At 38.3% G+C, this 26,175-nt stretch carries 14 protein-coding genes, 1 tRNA gene and 1 pseudogene; 8 read left to right on the top strand and 8 right to left on the bottom strand.

Going from position 1 to position 26,175, the window contains the following annotated elements; genetic code table 11:
• Positions 1–50: 50 nt before the first annotated feature.
• Positions 51–132, top strand: a tRNA-Leu gene (locus EJF25_RS17860).
• Positions 133–310: 178 nt separating this feature from the next.
• Here the strand turns inward: EJF25_RS17860 and EJF25_RS17855 are convergent.
• On the bottom strand, positions 311–841 hold the full coding sequence (locus tag EJF25_RS17855) for a hypothetical protein (RefSeq protein ID WP_125042198.1): 531 nt from the start codon (positions 839–841) through the stop codon (positions 311–313).
• 1,696 nt (positions 842–2,537) lie between these two features.
• Here EJF25_RS17855 and EJF25_RS17850 point away from each other — a divergent pair.
• From EJF25_RS17850 to EJF25_RS17835, 4 genes are all read left to right on the top strand, one after another.
• Entirely contained in the window at positions 2,538–5,603 is a 3,066-nt protein-coding gene (locus EJF25_RS17850; RefSeq protein ID WP_125042197.1) for a SusC/RagA family TonB-linked outer membrane protein, read from the top strand.
• A 66-nt stretch (positions 5,604–5,669) separates the two neighbouring features.
• On the top strand, positions 5,670–7,205 hold the full coding sequence (locus EJF25_RS17845) for a RagB/SusD family nutrient uptake outer membrane protein (protein ID WP_125042196.1): 1,536 nt from the start codon (positions 5,670–5,672) through the stop codon (positions 7,203–7,205).
• Between the two features lie 15 nt (positions 7,206–7,220).
• On the top strand, positions 7,221–9,539 hold the full coding sequence (gene bglX / locus EJF25_RS17840; protein ID WP_200832937.1) for a beta-glucosidase BglX: 2,319 nt from the start codon (positions 7,221–7,223) through the stop codon (positions 9,537–9,539).
• Positions 9,540–9,610: 71 nt separating this feature from the next.
• Positions 9,611–10,978: a glucoamylase family protein gene (locus EJF25_RS17835; RefSeq protein WP_125042194.1), complete on the top strand. Its 1,368-nt coding sequence runs from the start codon at positions 9,611–9,613 to the stop codon at positions 10,976–10,978.
• Positions 10,979–10,996: 18 nt separating this feature from the next.
• Here EJF25_RS17835 and EJF25_RS17830 read toward each other — a convergent pair whose 3' ends face one another.
• The 5 genes from EJF25_RS17830 to EJF25_RS17810 form a co-directional block, all read right to left on the bottom strand.
• Positions 10,997–13,552 carry an outer membrane beta-barrel family protein gene (locus tag EJF25_RS17830; protein WP_125042193.1) on the bottom strand — a complete coding sequence of 852 codons (2,556 nt, stop codon included), beginning with the start codon at positions 13,550–13,552 and terminating at the stop codon, positions 10,997–10,999.
• A 1,246-nt stretch (positions 13,553–14,798) separates the two neighbouring features.
• Entirely contained in the window at positions 14,799–15,656 is an 858-nt protein-coding gene (locus EJF25_RS17825) for a DNA/RNA non-specific endonuclease (protein ID WP_125042211.1), read from the bottom strand.
• A 309-nt stretch (positions 15,657–15,965) separates the two neighbouring features.
• Complete coding sequence (locus tag EJF25_RS17820) at positions 15,966–17,912, bottom strand: DUF6359 domain-containing protein (RefSeq protein ID WP_125042192.1); 1,947 nt, start codon at positions 17,910–17,912, stop codon at positions 15,966–15,968.
• Positions 17,913–17,932: 20 nt separating this feature from the next.
• Positions 17,933–18,790: a DUF5689 domain-containing protein gene (locus EJF25_RS17815; RefSeq protein ID WP_125042191.1), complete on the bottom strand. Its 858-nt coding sequence runs from the start codon at positions 18,788–18,790 to the stop codon at positions 17,933–17,935.
• Positions 18,791–18,830: 40 nt separating this feature from the next.
• Complete coding sequence (locus tag EJF25_RS17810) at positions 18,831–21,362, bottom strand: porin family protein (RefSeq protein ID WP_125042190.1); 2,532 nt, start codon at positions 21,360–21,362, stop codon at positions 18,831–18,833.
• 200 nt (positions 21,363–21,562) lie between these two features.
• On the opposite strand from EJF25_RS17810, the gene EJF25_RS17805 reads away from it, so the two are divergent.
• Entirely contained in the window at positions 21,563–22,588 is a 1,026-nt protein-coding gene (locus EJF25_RS17805) for an endonuclease/exonuclease/phosphatase family protein (RefSeq protein WP_125042189.1), read from the top strand.
• Positions 22,589–22,648: 60 nt separating this feature from the next.
• Entirely contained in the window at positions 22,649–23,785 is a 1,137-nt protein-coding gene (locus EJF25_RS17800) for a DNA/RNA non-specific endonuclease (RefSeq protein WP_125042188.1), read from the top strand.
• A gap of 264 nt (positions 23,786–24,049) precedes the next feature.
• On the opposite strand, the gene EJF25_RS17795 is transcribed toward EJF25_RS17800, so the two are convergent.
• Together EJF25_RS17795 and EJF25_RS17790 are read right to left on the bottom strand one after the other, a co-directional pair.
• The gene (locus tag EJF25_RS17795; RefSeq protein ID WP_125042187.1) at positions 24,050–25,144 is read right to left on the bottom strand and encodes a BF3164 family lipoprotein; all 1,095 of its coding nucleotides are present in this window, start codon (positions 25,142–25,144) and stop codon (positions 24,050–24,052) included.
• 12 nt (positions 25,145–25,156) lie between these two features.
• A complete protein-coding gene (locus EJF25_RS17790) occupies positions 25,157–25,444 on the bottom strand; it encodes an NVEALA domain-containing protein (protein ID WP_160119427.1) in 288 nt (95 codons plus the stop codon).
• Positions 25,445–25,950: 506 nt separating this feature from the next.
• Between EJF25_RS17790 and EJF25_RS17785 the strand changes: the two are divergent.
• Positions 25,951–26,169: pseudogene (locus EJF25_RS17785) on the top strand (DNA/RNA non-specific endonuclease); the annotation flags it as partial.
• Positions 26,170–26,175 lie beyond the last annotated feature (6 nt).

The following is a 26,175-nucleotide window of genomic DNA, read 5'->3' as shown; positions in this document are numbered from 1 at the left end:
AATCAGAAAATCTTCCTATCTTTGCACCGCTAAACAAAAATGTTACCCCTGCGGCTGTGGCGTAATTGGTAGCCGCGCCAGACTTAGGATCTGGTGTCGAGAGACGTGTAGGTTCGAGTCCTATCAGCCGCACAAAATAAACTAGAAAGCCTTCAAGAATATATCTTGGAGGCTTTTCTAATTAGTTTTGAGCCAACATCAACTCTACAGTTGAGTGTGAGTTTCACCACATGACTTTCACTATTGGGCAATCAGATTAGAGAAATCAGTTCCGGCTTGAGTAGCACATTCATTCAGATAAGAAACTAATTCATCTCCTTGTGCAATTTTTCGCTTCGTACTTCATAACAATGTTTCCAAAAGAACTCCCGAACATATCACCCGAGTCGTAAGCGGCATTGCTCATTGTAACAAAAGGAATATTGTGTGCCGAACCTCCCGATTGTAGTTCGTCAATTATCTGAATCGAAAATGCACTCAAATCAATCCATACATCTGGATAATAATCATTCGTAACTTTCTGAATATCCAAACTTTTATCAGAGTTACGATACTCATCACTTCCAATATAAACTTTTCCATTTTTGGTATCTCCTTTCTTATATGCAGTTTGTAAAGTAGAAGTCACCAGGTATGGAGACTGAATAAGGGTATCCATTTTAGCGACTGTGGAACCGGATAATTTCAAATCCCTGTCCGAATGAATAAAATTGGAGGAGGTAGTTACTTTCAGGATGTTCATATCAGGATAAGTGTGATCGTAAGAAGAAGTAGCCACATAGCAAATCCGTCCTTTGGGAAGTATGTAACTCTTGGGCGCAATAGAATCTAGCGTTGACATATCAACAGCTTTACAAAAAATCATGTTTTTGCCGGAATGACATGCACAGCATAAAACTAGCAATAATGTAACAGACATTAACCTCATCGTTGTATTATTAATCAGTACTAATGAATTTTCATTAAGGTCAAAAAAGGTTGGGGTATCCTTTCAAAATAAGTTGCATACAAGTAATGTTTATCATTATTTTCGCAAGTACTACTATAGAGCCTTATTTCATAATGACAACTAGGATCATATGAATAATTTATAACTGTAACATCGGGGAGTACTTTCCCAGACTGAACTAGTTCCAACTCAGACCGAGACTTTTATTTATATATTTTACAGCTGTCTGCTTTTATATAGTTTTTTTATCCTTCATAATAGAACCTGAACTCTCTGTTTTTAGAATAATGCTAGAATAACTGGTCTACATGGAATATGATAAATAATTCCTTTGACAATCTCCCAACGGACCAAGAGTTCCGGAATCTTCCTTCACAACAAGACTATAGTTTTTCTTACATGAAGAGTAATTAGAAGATATTAGTTCTTTGCAGGAAAACGTACAAGTAAAAGTATAGTTTGTCGAATTATTTGAGAAGAAAAGGCTTCCACTTGAACTAATACTTTCGGAAACGGTATAACCAGATGCCAATTTATATAAAAATATTATATTTTAATGAGGAGGATATCCATATGCCCAGGTAACCATAGTCCCGGAAGTTGACGAATATTTATTCAGATGCATAACTGTAACAACAGGCAAGCACTGTCCACTTCCATTACAAGAGTACGCAGAAGACAACTCTTTCAAATCTTTTTTAGAATCTTTTTCTAATGCTAATTCATCATACTCATTAGTACAACTTAATAGAAGCAAACCAAAAGTAAATAACTTACAGCAAAATGTTCTTTTTTCATAATAGTCCAATTTTATATTAATAACATAAACAAAAAAGTACCTGGCATTAATTATTTTAAGAACATATGAATATAATTCTGCATCCTTTAACTGCAATATTAAAGAAAAAAACAACATATCCTATTTTCCAACAGAAAAAAAATGATTACAAACAATTCTATAAGTACCAACAAATTAAAGAAGCACTATACTAAAAAGAAATTCACACTAGTGAGAAACTAGTCATCAGAAGAAAAGATGAGAGTTTCACGCTACAAAAATCGAGAAAAGAAACCGCACTGACATAAAGCACATCCTCAAATTTTACAAGGTATTTGAATATCCGCTTATCTTGCCTTAAACCAATCAATAATTCATCATAGTATCTATCGGTAAAATGACAGGGAAAAAACATTCAATAGTATAAAACAAGATTGTAAAGAGAAAAACACAGATATCCATTTGAGGCTAAATTCGGTGACACTAGTCTCTTTTCTATCTTAATTTTTGAGTTCAATGTTAGATTCGCTAAAAATAAATCAAGTATGGAAAATCAACTGTGGTAGCAGAGTGAAAGCATGGTAGCAAAAATGCTCACTAATTGCAAAGAGTCCGCTAAAGTCTTATTTGAAATAAGATATGAAAATCATATTGGTATCTGTACAACTTTACAACCGTTTTAGTTTCCCTGTACCCTTGTGTTAAAAACGAGCATTCTCCACTTTTCCAAAATCTTTTTTGCAGTTTATTTGTTTCAATTAATACTTCGTCCGAAACGGGCAAGAAAGACTTCAACCTAAATAATAACAAATGGAAAAATTTAATGCAATGAGGACTAGACTTTTACAACATCTTCAAAAGAAAACCTTCCGGTTAAAGAGCATTATGGTGCTCGCTTGCTTGTTGCTGACTTCTGTTTCCGCTTTTGCACAGACCAAAACGGTGACAGGAACAATAACAGATACAAACAATGAACCGTTGATAGGTGTATCAGTGGTAGTACAAGGTACTTCTACCGGAACTGTTACAAATATGGACGGCAAGTATTCAATTTCTGTGACTCCAGAAGACGTGTTGGTATTCTCGTATGTGGGAATGGCTACACAAAGTATCAAAGTAGGCACACAGAGTGTTATTAATGTAACCTTAAAAGAAGATTCTCAGTTATTGGCCGAAACAGTGGTCATCGGATACGGTAGCGCGAAGAAAAGAGACTTGACAGGTTCTATTACCAACATTAAAGGAGACGAAATTGCCAACAAACCGGCAATGAATCCCCTATCCTCTCTTCAAGGTAAAGTAGCCGGTGTACAAATCGTAAACTCCGGACGTGCAGGTGCCGACCCGGAAATTCGAATCCGTGGTACCAACTCTATTAATGGATACAAACCACTGTATATCGTAGACGGACTATTCAATGACAATATCAATTTCCTCAATCCGGAAGATATTGAATCTATGGAAATCTTAAAAGACCCCTCCTCATTGGCCATTTTTGGTGTACGCGGAGCAAATGGTGTGATCATCATTACAACTAAAAAAGCTAAAGAAGGACAGACACTGGTGAACATCAATACTTCATTTGGCTTCAAAAAAGTAGTAGATAAAATAGATCTTGTAAATGGGCCACAATTCAAAGAGCTTTACAGCGAACAACTTTCCAATCAGGAAGATAATCCATTCAACTATTCAGGTTGGGATGCCAATACTGACTGGCAAGATGAGATTTTCCAAAATGCTTTTGTCACTAACAATAATATCAGTATTACCGGTGCCTCTGCCAAACATAGTTTCTATCTAGGCGTGGGCTATTCTCACGAACAAGGTAACATCAAGCATGAGAAGTACAGCAAAGTGACAATCAATGCAAGCAATGATTACAAAATTACGGATTATCTGAAAGTTGGTTTCCAATTTAACGGTGCCCGGATGCTTCCGGCAGATTCCAAACAAGTACTAGGTGCACTGCGTGCTACACCTATCGCTCCCGTATATAATAATGAATACGGACTTTATGCTGCTTTACCGGAATTTCAGAAAGCACAGATTAATAACCCGATGGTGGATGTGGATTTAAAAGCTAATAAGACCAAAGCAGAGAATTACCGTGCATCAGGAAATATCTATGGTGAAGTGAACTTCCTGGAACACTTTACTTTCAAGGCTATGTTCTCTATGGATTATGGTTCCAACAACGGAAGGACTTACACTCCTATTGTGAAAGTATATGACACTGCCGTCAGTGGCAATGTAGCCACTTTAGGAACAGGTAAGACTGAAGTCAGCCAGTTCAAAGAGAATGAAACAAAAGTGCAAAGTGATTACTTAGTGACTTATACCAACAGCTTCGATCATGGTAATCATAATCTGACAGCAACCGCCGGTTTTACAACCTACTATAATTCACTGAGCCGTCTTGATGGAGCACGTAAACAAGGAGTAGGTCTTATTATTCCGAATGATCCGGATAAATGGTTTGTGAGCATTGGTGATGCAGCCACTGCAACTAATGGAAGTACCCAATGGGAACGGAGTACCGTATCCTTACTGGCACGTCTTATTTACAACTATAAAGGGAAATATCTGTTCAACGGTTCATTCCGTCGTGACGGTTCTTCCGCCTTCTCTTATACAGGCAACGAATGGCAAAACTTCTTCTCTTTAGGAGGTGGTTGGCTCATGAGTGAAGAAGAGTTTATGAAAGATATCACATGGTTGGACATGTTGAAAGTCAAAGCATCTTACGGTACTTTAGGAAACCAGAACCTAGATAAAGCTTACCCTGCTGAACCGCTATTGACAAATGCTTATTCAGCTGTATTCGGTCAGCCATCCATTATCTATCCGGGATACCAACTGGCCTATCTCCCTAATCCCAATCTCCGTTGGGAAAAAGTAGAAGCATGGGAAGCCGGATTCGAAACGAATGTACTCCGCAACCGTTTGCATTTTGAAGGAGTATATTATAAGAAGAATACGAAAGACCTTCTTGCAGAAGTTCCCGGTATCTCAGGAACCGTTCCCGGTATCGGCAACTTGGGAGAGATTGAAAATAAAGGTGTGGAAATGGCTATTAGTTGGCGTGACCAGATCGGCGATTGGGGATACTCAGTTAGTGCCAATCTTACCACGATCAAGAATAAAGTGAAAAGCCTGGTCCAAGAAGGATACTCCATCATTGCAGGTGACAAGCAACAAAGTTATACCATGGCAGGTTATCCTATCGGATATTTCTATGGTTACAAGGTGGAAGGTGTTTATCAATCACAACAAGACATCGATTCTTCTCCTAAGAATACGCTTGCCACAGTTACCCCCGGTGACCTGAAGTTTGCGGATGTAGATGGTAGCGGAGACATCACTCCGGAAGACCGTACTATGATTGGTAACCCTACTCCCGATTTCACTTACGGTTTGTCTCTCGGACTGACTTACAAGAACTGGACATTAGGTGTCGATATGATGGGGCAACACGGTAACGAAATTTTCCGTACTTGGGACAACTATAACTTTGCACAATTCAACTATTTGTCACAGCGTATGGACCGCTGGCATGGTGAAGGTACATCCAACAGCCAACCTTTGTTGAATTCCAAACATTCCATCAATACGTTGAATTCAGATTATTATATTGAAGACGGTAGTTTCTTCCGTATCCGTAACGTACAACTTGCTTATGCTTTCGACCAATCATTGTTAGAAAAGATCCGCTTGCAAGCCTTGAAAGTATACGTTAATATACAAAACCTGAAGACATGGAAACATAACACCGGGTATACTCCGGAATTAGGTGGTACAGCAACTGCCTTTGGAGTGGACAATGGAAGCTATCCTGTACCTGTTGTTTATACATTCGGTATCAATTTAACATTCTAGTGGCAAAGTGCCGCTGCCAAGTTCCTATGCGGAACATAAGTTTAATTCTTTAAAATTTATAGTTGTATGAAACTAGATAAATATATACTCTCAATCTGTATTGCTACGACTGCCTTATTTTTTAGCAGCTGTAGCGATTTCCTGGACCGCAGTCCACAGGGACAATTCACTGAAGATGACAATCCGAATGCTTTAGTGAACGGTAAAATCTACAATGTCTACACCATGATGCGTAACTATAACATTACTGCCGGTCCTCCCGCATTTGCCATCCACAGCTTCCGTTCTGAAGATGCGGAAAAAGGAAGTATTGCCAGCGATGGTTCCGATGTGGCTGAAATGTATGATGATTTTATCTATACAGCTACCAATGGACTATTGGGAGCTTATTGGGGACAGAATTATGCCATCATTTATCAGTGTAATGATATTCTCGAAGCCATTGCCGCCAAAGAAACAGCCGGACAGACAGAAACTGAAGATATAATCAACAAGGGAGAAGCGTCTTTCTTCCGCGCTTACTGTTATTTCAATCTGGTACGTGCCTTCGGTGAAGTACCTTTAGTGACTTACAAAATCAACGATGCTTCGGAAGCTAACATTCCAAAAACTACCGTTGAAAAGATCTATGTACAGATTGACGATGACCTCAAGACTGCAGAAGAGACATTGCCCGAAACCTGGAGTTCCGAATACACCGGACGACTGACTTGGGGAGCAGCCCGTTCTCTTCATGCACGTACTTATATGATGCGTAACGATTGGAACAATATGTACACTGCTTCTACTGATGTTATCAATAAAGGTTTATATAATCTGAAAACTCCTTATGACGAGATTTTCACAGATGATGGAGAGAACAGTGGAGGTTCTATATTCGAACTCCAATGTACTGCAACAGCCGCTCTACCTCAAAGTGACATTATCGGTAGCCAATTTGCAGAAGTACAAGGAGTGCGTGGAGCCGACAAATGGGACCTCGGCTGGGGATGGAACATGGCAACAGAATATATGGCACAAGCCTATGAACCCAATGATCCTCGTAAGAATGCAACTTTACTTTATTTCCGCAGATCAGATAGTGACCCTATTACTCCGGAAAATACAAATGAACCTTATGGAGAATCTCCGGTTTCTCCAGCCATAGGAGCATATTTCAATAAGAAAGCATATACTGACCCCGCACTACGTAAGGAATTTACCAATAAAGGATTCTGGGTGAATATCCGTTTGATCCGTTACTCTGACGTAGTATTGATGGCAGCAGAAGCTGCTAATGAAAAAGGTATTCCGAAAGAAGCAGTTGATTATCTGGAAATGGTACGTGCACGTGCCAGAGGTAAAGATACAAGTATACTACCTAAGATAACAACAAATGACCAGTCAGAATTACGTGAGGCTATCCGCCATGAACGTCGTGTAGAATTAGGAATGGAGTTCGACCGTTTTTATGATCTTGTTCGTTGGGGTATCGCCAGTGAAGTGTTGCATGCTGCCGGAAAGGTAAATTACCAACCTAAGAATGCATTGCTTCCTTTACCTCAGTCAGAGATTGATAAATCAAAAGGAGTACTAGTACAAAATCCTGACTATGTTCAATAAAAATCAGCTCGAATGATGAACTATAAAAAATTAAGTTTACTTATCCTGCTTTTCTCAGCAGGACTCATGAATGTGGCGGCACAAAAGTCGCCACAAGATATGGACCGCTTCATCGATGTCTTAATGAAGAAAATGACTCTGGAAGAGAAGATTGGACAATTAAATCTCCCGGTAACAGGCGAAATCACTACAGGGCAAGCCAAAAGTAGTGATATTGCCGCTAAAATCAAGAAAGGCGAAGTAGGAGGCCTCTTCAATCTAAAAGGAGTAGACCGAATCATGGATGTACAGAAACAAGCGGTAGAGAACTCTCGTTTGGGTATTCCTTTACTTTTCGGAATGGATGTTATCCATGGATACGAAACCATGTTTCCTATTCCATTAGGTTTATCTTGTACCTGGGATATGACAGCGATTGAAGAATCGGCACGTATTGCCGCTGTCGAGGCAAGTGCAGACGGTATCAATTGGACATTTAGCCCAATGGTAGATATCTCACGTGATCCTCGCTGGGGACGTGTATCCGAAGGTAGTGGTGAAGATCCATTTCTTGGTGCTATGATTGCCGAAGCAATGGTAATGGGTTACCAGGGAAAAAATATGGAACGGAACGATGAAATCATGGCATGTGTAAAACACTTTGCACTATATGGTGCAAGTGAAGCCGGACGTGACTACAACACTGTGGATATGAGTCGCCAACGGATGTTCAATGACTATATGTTGCCTTACGAAGCCGCTGTAGAAGCTGGTGTAGGTAGTGTGATGGCATCATTCAATGAAGTGGATGGTATTCCTGCCACTGCTAATAAATGGCTGATGACCGACATTCTACGTGGTCAATGGGGATTCAACGGTTTTGTTGTTACCGACTATACGGGAATCTCTGAAATGATTGATCATGGAATCGGTGATCTGCAAGAAGTATCCGCACGGGCAATTAACGCCGGAGTAGATATGGATATGGTCAGTGAAGGATTTGTCGGAACACTTAAAAAATCTGTTCAGGAAGGAAAAGTTTCAATGGAAACGTTGAATACAGCCTGTAGACGTATTCTGGAAGCTAAATATAAATTAGGATTGTTTGATAATCCATACAAATACTGTGACCCGAAACGTCCGGCACGTGACATCTTTACGAAAGCACATCGTGATGCAGCTCGCAGAATTGCAGCCGAAAGCTTTGTCCTTTTGAAGAACGATCCCGTACCGGGACGTCCGGGAGTAGCACCGGAACCCTTACTTCCTTTCAATCCGAAAGGTAACATCGCAGTGATAGGCCCGTTAGCTGATAGCCGGACAAATATGCCAGGTACCTGGAGTGTGGCAGCAGTATTGGATCGTTGTCCCTCATTAGTGGAAGGTTTGAAAGAGATGACTGCCGGTAAAGCTAACATTCTTTATGCAAAAGGTAGTAACCTGATCAGTGACGCCGCTTACGAAGAGCGTGCTACCATGTTCGGACGTTCTCTAAACCGGGACAACCGTACAGATCAACAATTGTTGGATGAAGCTTTAAACATAGCTAAACAATCTGATATTGTCATTGCCGCTTTAGGAGAATCTTCGGAGATGAGTGGGGAAAGTAGTAGTCGCACAGACCTGAATATTCCGGACGTACAACAGAACTTATTGAAAGAATTGGTGAAAACCGGAAAGCCTGTTGTGCTGGTATTGTTTACCGGTCGCCCACTCACACTAAACTGGGAACAAGAAAACGTTCCTAGCATTCTAAATGTATGGTTTGGCGGAAGTGAAGCTGCTTATGCAATTGGTGATGCTTTGTTCGGTTATGTTAATCCGGCAGGCAAGCTCACCATGAGTTTCCCAAAGAATGTAGGTCAGATTCCTCTTTATTATGCGCATAAGAATACCGGACGTCCTTTAGCCGAAGGTAAATGGTTCGAGAAATTCCGCACTAATTATCTGGATGTAGACAATGAACCGCTTTATCCGTTCGGTTTTGGGCTTTCATATACTACCTTCTCTTATAGTGATGTGGCTTTGAGTCATTCCAGTATTGGTATGACGGGCGAATTGACAGCAACTGTACAAGTAACTAATACAGGAAACTGGCCGGGTTCGGAAGTTGTACAACTTTATATCCGAGATATGGTAGGCAGTTCTACGCGTCCCGTCAAGGAACTGAAAGGTTTTCAGAAAATATTTCTTGAACCAGGAGACGTCAAATATGTCTATTTCAAAATTGCACCGGAAATGTTGAAGTACTATAACTATGACCTGCAACTTGTTGCTGAACCTGGTGAATTTGAAGTTATGATTGGTCCGAACAGCCGGGACGTAAAATCAGCCAAGTTCACATTACATGAATGATAAACAAACCTGAGTTTGATAGATACTTAATCAAACTCAGGTTATATAGCTAATATATAATCTATTGAAGTATGATAAGAACCTATATATACTTGCCAATCCTCTGTTTTCTTTTGGTAGCAGGAGCTTGTAAGAGCAAACCTTCCGAACAGACTTCCGACAATTCGGAAATCTCTGATGACGCATTGTTGGATACCGTCCAACGACGTACCTTCCTCTACTTTTGGGACGGAGCAGAACCCAACAGCGGACTTGCTCCTGAACGTTATCATGTAGATGGTGTATATCCTGAGAATGATTCAAACGTGGTTACTTCGGGTGGTAGTGGATTCGGAATTATGGCTATTCTTGCAGGAATTGATCGTGGTTATGTGACTCGAGAAGAAGGTTTATCACGTATGGAACGGATTGTTTCTTTCCTGGAAAAAGCAGATCGCTTTTACGGAGCATATCCGCATTGGTGGTATGGAGATACAGGGAAAGTGAAACCTTTTGGTCAAAAAGACAACGGAGGCGACTTGGTAGAAACTGCTTTCCTGATACAAGGATTGCTCGCCGTACACCAATATTATGTCAATGGCAATGAGAAAGAGAAAGCATTAGCCAAACGTATCGACCAGATTTGGCGTGAAGTAGACTGGAATTGGTATCGGAAAGGAGGAGAAAACGTTCTATATTGGCATTGGAGTCCTACTTATGGCTGGGAAATGGATTTTCCTGTACATGGATATAATGAATGTATGATCATGTATATCCTCGCCGCTGCTTCTCCAACGCATGGAGTACCTGCAGCCGTCTACCATGATGGCTGGGCACAAAACGGTGCTATCGTTTCTCCGCATAAAGTAGAAGGTATCGAATTACATCTCCGTTATCAGGGGACAGAAGCCGGACCACTCTTTTGGGCACAATATTCTTTCCTGGGACTTGATCCTGTAGGATTAAAGGACGAATACTGCCCTAGTTATTTCGATGAAATGCGCAATCTGACATTAGTCAATCGTGCTTACTGCATCCGTAATCCAAAACATTACAAAGGCTTCGGACCCGATTGTTGGGGGCTAACAGCCAGTTATTCTGTAGACGGATATGCGGCTCATTCTCCCAATGAACAGGACGATAAAGGAGTCATCTCTCCTACTGCCGCACTCTCATCCATCGTCTATACACCGGAATATTCGATGCAAGTAATGCGCCACCTATATAAGATGGGGGATAAAGTCTTTGGTCCATTCGGTTTCTATGATGCTTTCAGCGAAACAGATAACTGGTATCCGAAACGTTATCTTGCTATTGACCAAGGTCCTATTGCCGTCATGATAGAAAATTACCGGACAGGATTATTGTGGAAACTCTTTATGAGCCATCCTGACGTACAAGCAGGATTGACTAAATTAGGTTTCAATACGACCTCCAATCAGGCCCCAAAAGAAAAATAGAACAACTGAGGGGAGGGATTATTGCCCTCCTCCTTGTGTTTGAATAGCTTCTCCTCCCCCTTCTTTCACATCGTCATTATTAATACTCCGGCTCGCTTTTTTCACACTCGCTTTCAGTTCACCAATCCGGTAACTGATACTAAATCCAAAATAGCGACTCGGATATTTGCTGGAACTTTTCGAAATAAAGTTGATACCTTCCATATGATTGTCGAAGTGTCGGTATTTCTCAAAAACATTATTACAGTAAACATTCAACGTCAGACGCCCTTCTTTCAGGAAAGAACGGTTGATTCCAAAACTATAATATTGAAAGCCAGATCCTTTTCCCTGCAAACTAATACGGGGTGTTCTACCACCCACATTTAGGCTCAAACGGATATCCAACGGAAGAGTATGTTGAATACCTCCATGGATAGAAGCGTTCCAACCATAGTTATGCAATCCCTGTGCGTCACTTCGCAGATCAGTATAATCACCACGCCCGTTTAGATAAATACGAGTTTTGGAAGTAGCGTTCCAGTTCAGGAAAAGATTCAATCCGGTCTCTTTTCTCTTTCCGATATTAGCATAAGTACTATATAATGCACCTTCAGGAGCCAAATGTTCCGGATTATCATCAAAAATTTCTCCGCCTGGTGTCGTAATCAGCCGACTGATATTTTCAATACCATTATTGCTGAAAGAGTAACGGAGAGCAGCATTAATATTAAACTTAGCTGTAAAATTACTATATGACAGATCAAAAGCATGACCTTTTTCCGTCTTCAGGTTTGGATTTCCCTGATTAATAAGCATTGGATTCTGATTATTAAAATAAGGATTTAAATTCCATATGCCCGGACGCCAGATACGCATACTATAGCTACCACGTATATTTTGTGTTTCACCTACCTGCATACCCAAAGAAACGGAAGGAACCCAATCGCTAAAATTCGAATTAAAATTCTCACCCGGCCCGACGATATACTTTACACGCTGCATGGTTTGTTCATAACGGATTCCCGGTTTGAAAGAAAAGGCTTTATATTTCAATGTGTATCCGGCATAAGCAGCCAGAATATGATTCAAATGACGGTAATCACTACTACGCTCTTCATTATAGATATAATCATCACTTCCACCTGCTGCTTCAAAAAATTGATTATCACTGGAATTACGACGCAAAATATACTTTGCTCCAGTTTCAATGGTATGGAGTTTGCCTATTGGAGTAGTATAATCTACCTGAAAGGTATGTTCCAGATTGTTTGTTTTACCATCCGAATGATAATTCTTCAATAACAGGCGGTCTACGATATTATCTGTTTGGTCTTCCGAAAATATATCCAGATAGGTATTATAAGAATTATCTGTCTGCGGTTGAGAATTGATCTTATAAGAAAGAGTGATCATTCGCTCTTTATTACTTCTGGCCGTCCGTTGATAATCAATATTACCATTAATAGAATACCAGGAAGATTTACCATGATTGTCAGTACGGTAACGATAGGTGACATCCTGATGATTTGCACCATACATCACCGTTGCACCATCACTATTATTTTTGCCACCACCGCCATACATACCGAAAGCAACTGTCAATAAGCGCAACGAGTCAATCTCATAACTCGCCTCCAGATTGCCATGCTGAAAACTTCCTCTTGATTTCGTTCGGCTCTCAGACTCAAGATATTTTTCTATATCGGATTCATAATTCTCACGATAACTATTGGAATAGCTATTCGGACGATAATTATAATTGTAGTTATAATTGGCAGAAAGCGTCAGTTTATCCTGCTTTACCATTGTATAACCTCCAATTCCAGAATCATTATTACCGACACTTGCACGAATGGTAGCCGTATAACCGTCGAAACCACCTCCAACTGTCACAATATTGAGAATACCTCCGATCCCTTCCGCATCATATTTGGCTCCCGGAGAAGTAATCACTTCGATATACTTAATCGAATTAGCCGGCATACTTTTCAACACATCTTTAGGATTATTACTCATCATGTTATTAGGTTTCCCATTGACATGTATCTTAAAGCTACTGCTACCATTCACTTGAACATTATCTTCTCCGTCCACCGTCACCATAGGCACCTTCCGAAGCATCTCCAAAATACTATTGGATTTTGAATCCGGATCATCCGCTATACTGTATTCTATCTTATCGACATCAATCTTCACTAAGGGCTTTTGCGCTACAATCTCCACTCCTTCCAGTTCATTGGTAGCTTCAACTGAAAGTATTGTCCCCAGATCAACCATCTGAACCGACGGTTTCAAACTGAACTCTCTGACAACAAGAATTTTACCAATGGAAGAAATCGTTAATACATAATCTCCGGCAGCAACATTCAGTTTCTCCTGGAATTTTCCATTTGTATCGGTTACGGTCATCTTCACCGCTTTATCCGGGGTACTTTTCTTCGCTATTTTGATTGTTGCATACGGTTCTCCTTCTTGGGTCAATGAATCCAGAAGTACTCCCTTAATGGTATAAAATGATGCAGAATTTTGCGCCCAACCAGTGATTGATAAGGTGCACACGAACAGTAATAACAGAAATAGTTTGTGCTTCATGTCTAGAATAATTGTCTTTTAGTTTATTAGTCTTTATTATATTGAGGGCTAACATAAAGACGCGATAAAAGTAGGTGGTTTCTTTGCTATTACGAAACCATCGGAGTTAAGAATATTAAAAGAAGAGATAAAAAATATTATTACTTAACGGAATTCGATATAAAAGAATAATTCCTTTGAATAATAAGAACATAGCGATATGAGTTTAGTTTAGATCTTCTTGAAAAAAATAAAACGATTATTTATTGTCACTTGTCACTTTTTTAAGTTAAAGACCTAATTATCAATACTGAAATGGTGACAATAGACAGGTGACAATAAGGTGACAATAAAACTTCAGGATATTTCTATTATCACTTTTTGTTTCCTGCTTAGCTGTTTTAATTATTTAATAATCAATGGCTAAACACATATTTCAATAATAATTTTCCGAATAGTAAGATGCAATCTAGAGATATCAAGTTTAGTTTTTTTCACTCCATTCTCATCGAATTTCCTCATAAAATCATAATATATGGTCATTACATTACCTGTTTTTTATTAATAAATGGAGTTGTTGTTCAACTGATACTATGGGTAATAGAAGAAATACTACTAACCTTAACATACGGACAAGGCTCAATTAGTGTTTTTTGCAAGGTATGTATCCTCGTTTCACGTACGTGAACCATTCGGATGATGTACGTGAACCCAAAAGATCACGTACGTGGAGCCATAGGACCATGTACGTAAAACAACACTTTATCACCTCTAAAAGTCATTAAGTAAAGGTTTAAAACAACTAAACAAACGCTTTATTTACTTTTATATAAAGGTGATTGCACAATTTTACATGCTAAATCTATTCAATTGAAAGAAAAATAACACAAACCAGGGGAAAGAAAAACACAAAAGGGCAGCGAATAGTAAAATAAAAAAGTGACAATAAAACCCGGATAATTTTCTATTATCACTCTATTGTCACCGACTATTATCACCATTTCAGCATTGATAATTAAGCATTTAACTTAGAAAAGTGACAAATGACAATAAAAACGAGTATTTTTTAGCCTAGGATACAACCTAACAGTCGCAGTTACAACTTGGACTCTGGTTAAACTTGATTGAAATGGCTAATGATGAGCTGAAAAATATAATATAGCACAAATTGAATTGTAGCTAATAGAAAAAAATCTTCTCAATGTTTTTATGCAAACATTGAGAAGATTTTTTCAAAAACACTAAACGATCTTTTACTATACGACGTTTACAAACCATTCCAAGCCTTAACAGAATAAGTAGCCTCTACGACGTTCTCCAACTTATCATTTAAATTCGGGAAGAAGTCAATTCCTGTTTTTTCTTCCAACTCATCTATTGAAATTGCATAGTCTGCAAGTTCTTGTGATTTAGGCGTAGTAGTATGTTCCAACCAAAATGCAATCGCTTTGAAAGAACTACTTTTTTTAAACAACAATGCTACAAAATAATATTTAGGAACAGGTTTACTGCGATTATTATCTATATAGCTTAATACTTGTTCTTCTTTATCTATAGTTCCTCCTTTCACAACATACAAAGTATCTTGTGCCGTACAACTTCTTCCCCATGTCTGTACCTTGGCTTCCAGTTTCAACCATAAACCCGAATTAAAACCATTACGTTGAGGAGTCATATTAGTGTAATAGAATGTATCGTCATTTGCGTCACGTGAGAATAAACGGTCAGCAGAAGCACAAATGTGACCACGATCATATCCTTTCGCTCCAAAATCCGAACGTGTACGTTGATATTCCTGTGCAACTAATGGGTCCGATTCAAATGGATCATCTCCTGTTTTACGATTCACATTCTGTTGCATTGTCTGATTGTCAAATCGGAATGCTACCCAACGGGCATGCTTCTTACTTTTGTCATACTCCATACTGAAAGTTGTTACTTTCTTACCATTAAAAGTATTAGAATGAGTAACAAACATATCATTTACTCCATTACGCAATGCTGGGAGTTCGACAATACCAATTGCAAAATTATCTGAGCCATTAGCGTTATCATCATCATCTTTACTACAGGATATAAAACTTAAACATAAGAAACTTAACCAAATATAGAAGTTACACTTCATTCTAATATTCATAATATATTAATCTTGTTTGAGTATATAATTTTAAATAAGCAGCAGTTGTTTAACCTGCAAGGCATGCAAAGATAAGGATAATCTGTCTTAGAGTTCAAGCTTTTATTTTATTTTCAGTCATCTTCACGTTTTCTCTTATCTACTCACGCTATATCAATTTGCTATGAAGATATCTTTTTTCTTCCTATAAATATATAGATATTTATAAATGTCTTTTAGAACAGTTACTATACTTTCGCAAAAAAGAAAGGGGACAGCAAACTGCCCCCTCCTTCTTATTAATTATCAACCGTAGCATTAATTGACATTAATACCAAAAATAATTGCACGCTTATCAGCTGACTCATCAGCAGTATTAAGTTTGACGGTAGAAGTAGCGGTTATTCCCGTTAATGTGAATTCATAATAATCAGAATCAGCAGGGGTAATCGTAAATGGAGAATTACCTGTAGCTCCAATATTTCCTGCTAAATCGATTTGTTTGGTAGCTTCTCCTCCTTCAAAAGTTCCACCATTTTCAATGGTAACCTTCAGAATCCCAGACTTTCCCTTCCAGCCGACAGCATAAAAAGCCAACTTAGTTTTGGTAGCTCCTAACGCAGGTGAACTCCAAACGCCTGCCAACTTCGTTGTTCCAAGTTTCACAACAGGGTATTCCGTCTCTTCAGTTCCAATCTTAACAATACCTCCGTAAGCTGCATCAGATGAATTGATCCAATCCTTTGCAGGCAATGTGATATTACTTGTATAGACAGGACCTGTCGGTTCAGGATCACTGCCACCTCCTAAAAATTCAAAATCTGTAATAGTCTTCATACCTGGAGCATTAAATGCATATTTAAGAGTTCCCAAAATAACAACCTCCTTTCCAAGATTATCAGGATTATTCACTAAGTTCAAAGCAGGTTGAGCAGTCGGGCTATCTTTACCAAAACCAATCACCATACATTTTGTATAATCAGTTTCTTCTTTAGAAGCCGCTATGAGAATAGCAGAATTACGAATATCATCCAATCCAAAAACAACATCTTCAGGAGCATCTACAGTATTTGCATCATTACCATTCTTTACTCCGCCAACAATATAGCCTTTAACCCATGCAGTAGCAGTACCACTTGCAGAAGTCAATGTCAATGCTTTTGTTACATCATACGGATTATCTTTAGAATTATCCGTAACAGGAGGCTCTGGATCTACCTCACCTTTACCATGTGCTACAACAAAATTCTGTACTTCCCATGTACTACCTGTTACTTCTGTACTAGTATACTTCAATGCAATTGTTACACTACTTTGTCCTATAAACTCAGCAGGAATACCCACATTACCTGAGCTTACAAAAGTAAAGCTGTTACCTGATGCCATTACAATTGGAAGATTAGTCCATGTAGCCTGTGATACGTTTCCTGTATAATCTTTACTAATCATCAACTGATGATAATCTTTAATCGTAGCAGCATCTGCATAGTTGATTGCATGCTTGAATGTTATATAAGCTTCTGTTTCCTTTGACAAATTAATAGTAGGAGCCACCAGCCAAGTCTCAGACGGGAATTTACCTTCAGTTGACCCACCTTTAATCATTGCAGAGCTATAATCATTAATCCAGCTCAGAGTACCTGATACTGAAGCACTTGTAAATCCACCTAAAGACGATTTGAAAGATTCGTTAATATACGCATCAGTCGGTCCTTCACTACCACCATCACCAATTTCTACATCACCTGTTGAAGTATGTAAAACAGCAGCTGTTATATCAATTAAACCTGTAACTCCACAATACTTACTAGCGTAGTTACCTTTAATCTTAACAGACATGCCTAAATTACCATTATTATCTTTGACATTCAATTTATCACGCAAATCCCCTGCCGGTAGCTTCACTGCAATAATCTTAGCTGTACTTGTTTCACTGGTAGTTGCCGCAATAACAATATTAGTATTCACATTAAAGTTAGAAGTTACAAATTCATTACCTGCAAAAACAGGATCTCCATTTGCATCTACTCCATCATATTTATTGTTCATACAACCAACAATATATCCTTCTACCCAAATTTCCGTACCACTTTTCTTGATAAGATAACTAGTTACGTCATAAGGATTATTTTTAGAACCATCACCCACCAATTCAGAGTCATCACCTCCTTCTTTTATATCATAAGGTGCAGGGACATCACTACATCCACTAAATGTGATCACTGTAAGCAGCGTCAAGAATAAAGCATTTAGAATCTTTTTCATAATTATCTATTGTTAGTTTATTAATTATTTTGTTTGATATCAGCACTGGTACGAATAAGCAACTGCCAATTATTGTTATAACGAGTCAATATACCAGTTACATTAGTATTTCCTTCCGGAAGCACATCTTTTGAGAAGTTTGCATAAATACTAGTATGAGCTACTGCCTTACATGCCGTACCATCCGCAAAATTGATATTACGCTCAACAAAACTCAATGTAGGACTTGCAATATCCGATTCCGGTGCAAAAGCCACCTTACCATTTGCTTCAGGGAACTTCACGTTTTTCAGTGTTACCAATAACGGAGCACGCTTCATATCTATAGCCGCCAATTCCGTTGCATTAGAAATCTCAAGCGGTTTCAACTCTTCATAAAACATTTGCGGCTTATTAATGATACGCACTCTTTGCTTCCACTCATATTCCGGCATACGGCCTACCTTACCTTCATAAGTAGTACCAATCTGAGCCAATTTACGATAACTACCAATCTGCAAGCCTTCACAATTGATAACTACTTTCTGGCCTACCGGACAAGCTGCATAAAGTCCTGTGTTATTAACACCCACAATAATAGCTCCCGTTTCGTCAGCTACAACCAATTGTTTGTAGATATTGCCACTTTCATCATCTCCTACAATCACGCCTTCAATACGTGTTTTGCCTTCCATGGTGGTATAAGTATCCGCACTAGTATCTATAAATCCATCATACTTTTCTTTCAAGTTGGCTATCGAAATAGTACGTTCAGGTTCGATCGAGTTATTACCAAACGCATTGCCTGTAACCGGAGTGTCAAAGTCATTCATGCACGAAGTGAAACTTGAAGCGCATATCAACATTCCGACACATCCTATAGATAATATTTTCTTCATATTCATTTTTCTTTATTTATTAATTGGGCTGATAACACATTTAGAATCTGTAACCGATATTCATGAATGCATTGATGGCCGGCGCATAATAATACTTAGAGTTCTTAGAGAACATATAAGTACGCATAGAACCATCATCATAAGTGTCGTCACGATTTTGTTCATAACCACCTGTACGCATATTAGTATTATTCAGAACATTATTCACGCTAAGATTAAGACTGATGCTCTTACCATTTCTCAAACGAATGTACTTACCAATAGAAGCATCAAGCATGAAACCACCTTTTAGTTTTTCTTGTGAAGGAACTGTTACACCTACCAGATTACCGTTAGCGTCTACTGAGCCATCGTTATCACGAGTCAATACACTCTCCAAACGACGATAAGCAGAGAAGTCCAGATAGATACGGTCATAATAATTACCAGACAGGTTAAAGAACCAACCTTTGATATTATAATCCAGACTCAAGCTATAAGCTGAAAGTGGAGTACCGTTAGCACGCATACCTTTTGCATATACCCGGTCAGGATTAGATTCACTCTCACTTTCATAAGTACGTGTAGCAACCGGATTGTTCATATATTCAGCTTCCGACCATGTGCCGATAGCCGTCAAAGACAGATTGCTAGTCAAACGGAAAGTAGCTGCAGCTTCCACACCCCAATGTTCTTTCTTTATACCGTTCATTGACAAGTAAGTAAAGCGAGATTCATTGTCATTATAAAAAGCTTCCAATTCTACCTGATTCTGGAAACGGGTATAATATCCTGTAATACGTCCCATCACAACAGGAGTATTAAAATTATAAGTCAAATCACCACCATAAACTTGTTCAGTCTTCAAGTCACTAACAAAATCGTTCTTGATACGTGGAGCAACAAATGAGTTATATGCCAACGGAGCACGATCTTCATATCCGGCATTCAATGTAAATGAATGGTTACCATTAAGGAAGTAAGTCAAACCAGCTTTTACACCACCTTCCAGGAATTTAGCAGTACCACTGCTACCCAAAGATTTCAACGGAGCACGACCGTTACGCATCAAACCTTCACGAAACATTTGTGTAGAACCGATCTTACCGGAAGCGAAGTAGCTGAATGAACCGCTTTTACCCTGATAGCGTAACCAAGCACTTTGTTTGTTCACAAATATATTGTAGTTATAACCGAACTTATCACCTTCTCCAATACGACGATTCGGATGATCCAAATCATTCTGAATGATATAAGAGTTTTCACCATAGTCGCGCACTGAGAACTTATCGATATCAGTATACAATACACCACCCAGCAAATCTTTCATTTTCTTGAAATGCATACCTTTTGTCGTATTAACAGCAATACCGGCTGTATAACTGCTATGGTCATTGATGGTATGATTAAATACGGAATTGAAATTAAATGCTAATTGGTCATTATGACGTTCTTCTACATAATACAACGTTTCCTTATCCAATGCATTTGCTTGTTGATTAGAGAAATACATCAAATCCCAGTCAAGCTGACGATAAGCTTTGTTATGCTTCCATAAATCAGTTACTTCGTTAAATTGCTCTAACTGTTCGGGTGTAGGAACATCATTATAAACATTGAATATTGAGCTAGGCAATTTCTTATAATAATCAGGACGCGGGTCAGAAGCATTTCCATTCCATCCCAATGCACTGGTTCCATAACTACTATATTTAAATCCTGCGCTCGTCACTAATTTCATGTCTTCTTTAATTTTGAAATCCCATGTTGCAACAGCAGAAGGCTCGAAAGAATTTACCACACGCGCATTACGTTTCTTTCCGTTCTGATATCCCCAGTTAGGATTATAATAGTGACTATTAGCTAAATAATAAGCTTCTTCTGTAGATGCCCCTTGTTGTCCACGTTCTGTAGGAGCTCCCCAAGTAGCAATTGATAAACTATGTTTGTCATTAAAGACTTTCTCTGCTGCCAAAAAATAAGAAAAAGCATTGTAAAAGGTACCTTCGATATTTCCTTCATTTGCCCAACGATAGCCTGCTGATCCGGTGAATGCCCAACCATTCTTCATCAGACCTGTGGAATAAGTGTACATTCCACGCAAAATGTAACTACGATTACATCCTGACAATGACAACTTTGATCCTGCTGAATATTGGCTGGCACGAAGATCGATATTCGTCGCCCCTCCAATCGCCCCAAAAGTAAAGTTATTGGTTTCAAAAGGACTAATTCCCTCCTTGTTTCGGGTAGCATCATTTAATCCTCCGATCAATCCGTAGCTGAAACGTCCTGTTTCTACATCGTTAAACTGTACACCGTTAATGTACATGTCATTGTACTGAGAATCGTATCCTCTCACACGAAATCTCATCGGACTAAACAAATAACCAACATTAGACAGATAGACATCATTGTTTGAAGAGACTAGTGCCTGCACACTTTGAGCGGCATCATCATCATCGTTCAACTGTGATTCTGTGAACATGAAAGAAGCATTGTCTTCACGAGCGTTTTGTTTTGCCTTTTGCTGCGCAAATATAGTCGGCGCCAAACAAAATAATACGATCGCTAACCCTAATCGTTGTTTCATAATTTAATTTATATTAATGTTAATTGGTCTCTACCATTAAATTGTTGTTAAAATAATAGGTCGTACAAAATAACAAAGAATTTCATAAATAGCAATGAAATTTATAAAAAAAATACATAGATCTGAAGGTTTTTCCGTTTTCTTTTTAGATATTTGTCACAGATATGATACATAGCTCACTTTTAAAATCAATTTTAAAGATGAAAAAAAGTTTAATAACTTTAGGTATACTCGCTCTTTTTGTCCTCATGGCCTATGGACAAGAAAAGAAATATGCGTTATACAGTGTTGCATTTTATAATATGGAGAATCTTTTTGACACCATCCATGATGAGGGAAAAAATGACTACGAGTATTTGCCTAATGGTACCAATCAGTGGAATACGATGAAGTACAAGGCTAAACTGAAGAATATGTCAGAAGTATTAAGCAAACTTGCAACTGACAAACTTCCGATGGGTCCCGCTATTATCGGTGTATCCGAAATTGAGAATTACAGAGTGCTGGAAGATCTCTTGAAACAACCGGCATTAGCGGACAGAGGATATAAATATATCCATTATGAGGGAGAAGACCAACGTGGAGTAGACTGTGCTTTTTTCTATAATCCGGAATTGTTTGAGCTTGACCATAGTAAACTCTTACCTTATATATATATAAATGATACCGTTCACAAAACCCGCGGCTTCCTGATCGCTAGTGGAAAAATAGCAGGTGAGAAGATGCACTTTATCGTAAACCACTGGCCTTCACGTGGAGCGGCTTCTCCTGCTCGCGAACGTGCCGGAGAACAAGTCAGAGCAATAAAAGACTCTTTGCTAAGGGAAGATCCGGAAGCTAAAATCGTTATCATGGGAGATATGAACGATGATCCGATGGACAAGAGCATGGCTGTTTCACTCGGAGCCAAACGTAAACCGAACGAGGTCGGTCCCACAGATTTGTATAATCCATGGTGGGACACGCTGAGAAAAGGATATGGTACCCTGATGTATAGAGGAAAATGGAACCTATTTGACCAAATCGTCTTCACCGGAAATCTACTGGGCACCGACCGCAGTACATTAAAATACTATAAACATGAAATCTTCAACAAAGATTTTATGTTTCAAAAAGACGGTAAATACAAAGGATATCCCAAACGTACACAAGCCGGAGGAGTATGGCTCAATGGATACAGTGACCACTTACCGACTATTATCTATCTAATAAAAGAGGTCAAATAAGCCTCTTTAGATATATAACTTCCTTCTGTTTATTCCTAAACTTATAAAATACTATCCAAGATGACGAAGCAATTATTCAAGCTATTCACATTCTTTTTTATCAGTTACATTGTCGTATCATGTAGCGAACAGGATCTACCCGACATTCCCGGAAATCCGAATAACACCGAGCAAGGGATTGCCGCCATTGATCAAAATGAAATAAAAGCAGAAGGAGGTGGATTTATTATCCGCATCAAAACAGATGGTGCATGGCAAGCCAAAAGCAGTGCAGCATGGTGTACATTAAACAAAACATCCGGAAATGGCAATAGCTCTATCACAGGATACCTACAGGCAAATACTGGAGCAGAACGTAACGTTACAATTACCATTGAAGCTGGAAAAGAAAGTGCTACGCTTACATTGAAGCAAACGGGTGGTAACGGAGGAACATCTTCCAACTATTCAGGAAGAATTGAAATTCCTAAGTTAAAAGGAGGAAACATGAATTTATTCATTACTCATACAACTACTGTGAATGGAAAAGAATTACCGACGTTCAGTATAGAATACGATTGTACACAGAAAAGTGCACGATGGTCAGCTTGTACCTTTAGTACAGCAACACCGGATAATGATGCAGGTCGTGGAGACAGATTTACGGAAGATCCGAAAATTCCTGTCCAATACCAAACATCCTACTCGGATTATACCAACTCCGGATATAGCAGAGGTCACTTGGTAGCTTCAAGTGACAGACAATATTCCGAAGAAGCCAATCTGCAAACATTCTATATGTCAAATATCAATCCTCAGATTCAAAACGGATTTAATGGTAGCATATGGGCTAATCTGGAAAAATGCGTTCAGAAATGGGGAACGATTACGAACGATCAGGATACCCTTTATGCTGTTAAGGGGGGAACCATTGACCAACAAGATAATATTATCAGGTATTTGAAAGAAAACAATACTATTCCTGTACCTAAATATTTCTACATGGCAATACTATCACTAAAGAATGGTCAATATCATGCAATAGGTTTTTGGTTTGAACATAAATCTTATGCGAAAGGCGAAAGTTATAAAAGCTATGCAATATCGATTGATAAATTGGAAGAATACACAGGTATCGATTTCTTCCACAATCTTCCAGATAATATAGAGAATACGGTGGAAGCCAATTATAAGGAAAGCGACTGGAGCTGGAATTAATCAAGTATATTCATTTAAAAAGTAAGATGGCATATGCAGATGACCGCCTAATCTCAGCTCATATGCCATTTTTATTGTAATTTTTTCTATCTCTCTCCTACCTAAAATCTTATCTGTTTGGGCATGGTGTTCCCAAAGAAGCCTGACAAGTTCTTCTGATAGGTTCTTTCAACATTGATAGTCGGCTTCTTTGGGAAAAAGCAGTAAGCCGCAATTCCGTATGATAGTCAGCTTACTCTATTCTAGAATTTCATTGAACGTTATTTACTTCAGTGCCGACAGGTCATATCTGATAATAGCATCATCCGTATTTACAGCATAAAGGTATCTTTGGTTGTTATCAACTGAGATTATCCTAATTCGTTCACCAAGATCGACCTTATAAATGTAATTGCCGTTCCAGTCAAATACATCCAGTTGAGAGATAGGGGCTGCCTCTATGTTCACCTTTTCACTGACTTTTACCCCCTTGGAGGATAGCGCGAATATATATTGGTCCGTACATTCTCCTTCGTCAAAATAAGACTTGCGGTTATCTATTTCTAATTCAGTTTGTACATTAAATATTTTTCCACCGGGATAAATTTGCTTTATCGAGGCTTGTTCAAGGTCTACTATACCAATCAAGTTAATCTTGCTATACAGTAACGCTGCTTTTTTGCGGTCGGGCTTCAAGAGTCTATTCGATTCTTTCAAAAAAGGATCTATCATTCCAGTAAAGTTTTCGTAAACAATATTACGTTTTACATCGTCCGTTTTACAATCGTAAAACTCCCAAAAGAAGTTGCAGTTATCTGTTATTCCTGACCTCAGAGGATCCTTGGTCATCATCAACTCCGATTGATTTATTTCATAGACACTGTTGGAAGCCAAGAACAAATTCTTTTTTTGGCCTTTCTCAAAAGTATACTTCCGATCATAAACCGTTTCTCCGGCTTCAATAGATTTCCGAATGTTCAGTACAGCTAAATAATTAGGGTAAGATTGAATCATAATCTTAGGCTCGCCTTCTTCTATAAACCACTGACTTACCCGTCCGAAAACAATCACTTCATTCGGGCCCCCTCCTTTTCTGAGAAATTCTCCTAAGAACTTATACGAGTTCATACTGAATACTTTGATAATCTTCTCTTCATGATGTTGCAAAACAACTAAAAAGGTATCAATTGCCACCATGTCCGTTGGGTATATTAAGTTAATGGGAAGGACTTCCCGAGATAAATTAATAATAGGCAGAGTATCGGTAATCAATACAGTTTCAAAACGAGAAGATTTCTGAAAAGCAGAATTTTTAGTACCGTTGCGGCAAGAAGACAAGGCGACAATGACGAAAATCAGGATAAAAATCTTCTTATTCATGTTATATAAATATTAGTACTGTCTAATACATTCAAGACAAGTCTTAATTTGAGACATTCCAGCAGGTTTATGAGATTCAATAGCTCCACATTCTGCCATACCTCCCATTGTTGTGGGCGCACATGAAGCGTAATAATCAGATCCATATTCAGAAGTGAATACTTCATAACAATTCTTTGTTATCCATTCCGCACAGTTACCACTCCCTTCGTCTTGGGCTAACGCTTCAATATTTAGAAGAGCAATATCTCCTAAAATTGTCTTTGATTTCTGCTTTTGATAAGTGACTGATATTATCACAACAGTTAAAACAATACAAATAATAAAATTCTTTTTTTTTCATAATTGTTAAATTTAAAGGATATATTTAATTTATTAGGATCCACTCCAAATTAATTTTGCATAAGCGCGTTTGTACACGTTTCACATACAAAAATCAATCCATGTAGATTTTAATAATTATGCAAATATATTAAATATTTTTAAATATACAAACAAAATGCATTAACTTATAAAAAGCATCTGTCTTTATTTTTTGTTTATACAAGTGGATAGTTAAGATTATTATGTAAAACACTGAAATCCAAGGATGGTAATAAGGTCTCTCTCCTTCGCTTGATATATCAAAAAAAGTATAAATGAGCTCTTTTGTATATAAACTCTTGCATTTTCCTAAGTCAGTTGTATACTTTACAGCGTAGTTGTAAAACTACTTATGATTAGTTTTCAGGAAATGAAGTACTTTTTCATAGAATAGATTTTGAGATTGCGCATATAATAATTGCTGATTGTTTGTAAAAGAGTAATCCATTCCTGTACCTAAATATTTCTACATGGCAATACTATCACTAGATTTCTGGTTTGAACATAAATCTTATGCGAAAGGCAAAAGTTATAAAAGCTATGCAATATCGATTGATAAATTGGAAGAATACACAGGTATCGATTTCTTCCACAATCTTCCAGATAATATAGAAAATACAGTGGAAGCCAATTATAAGGAAAGCGACTGGAGCTGGAATTAATCAAGT

The organism is Bacteroides faecalis (genome assembly GCF_003865075.1).
GTDB lineage: Bacteria > Bacteroidota > Bacteroidia > Bacteroidales > Bacteroidaceae > Bacteroides > Bacteroides faecalis.
This window is presented reverse-complemented; position numbering and strand designations above follow the sequence as displayed.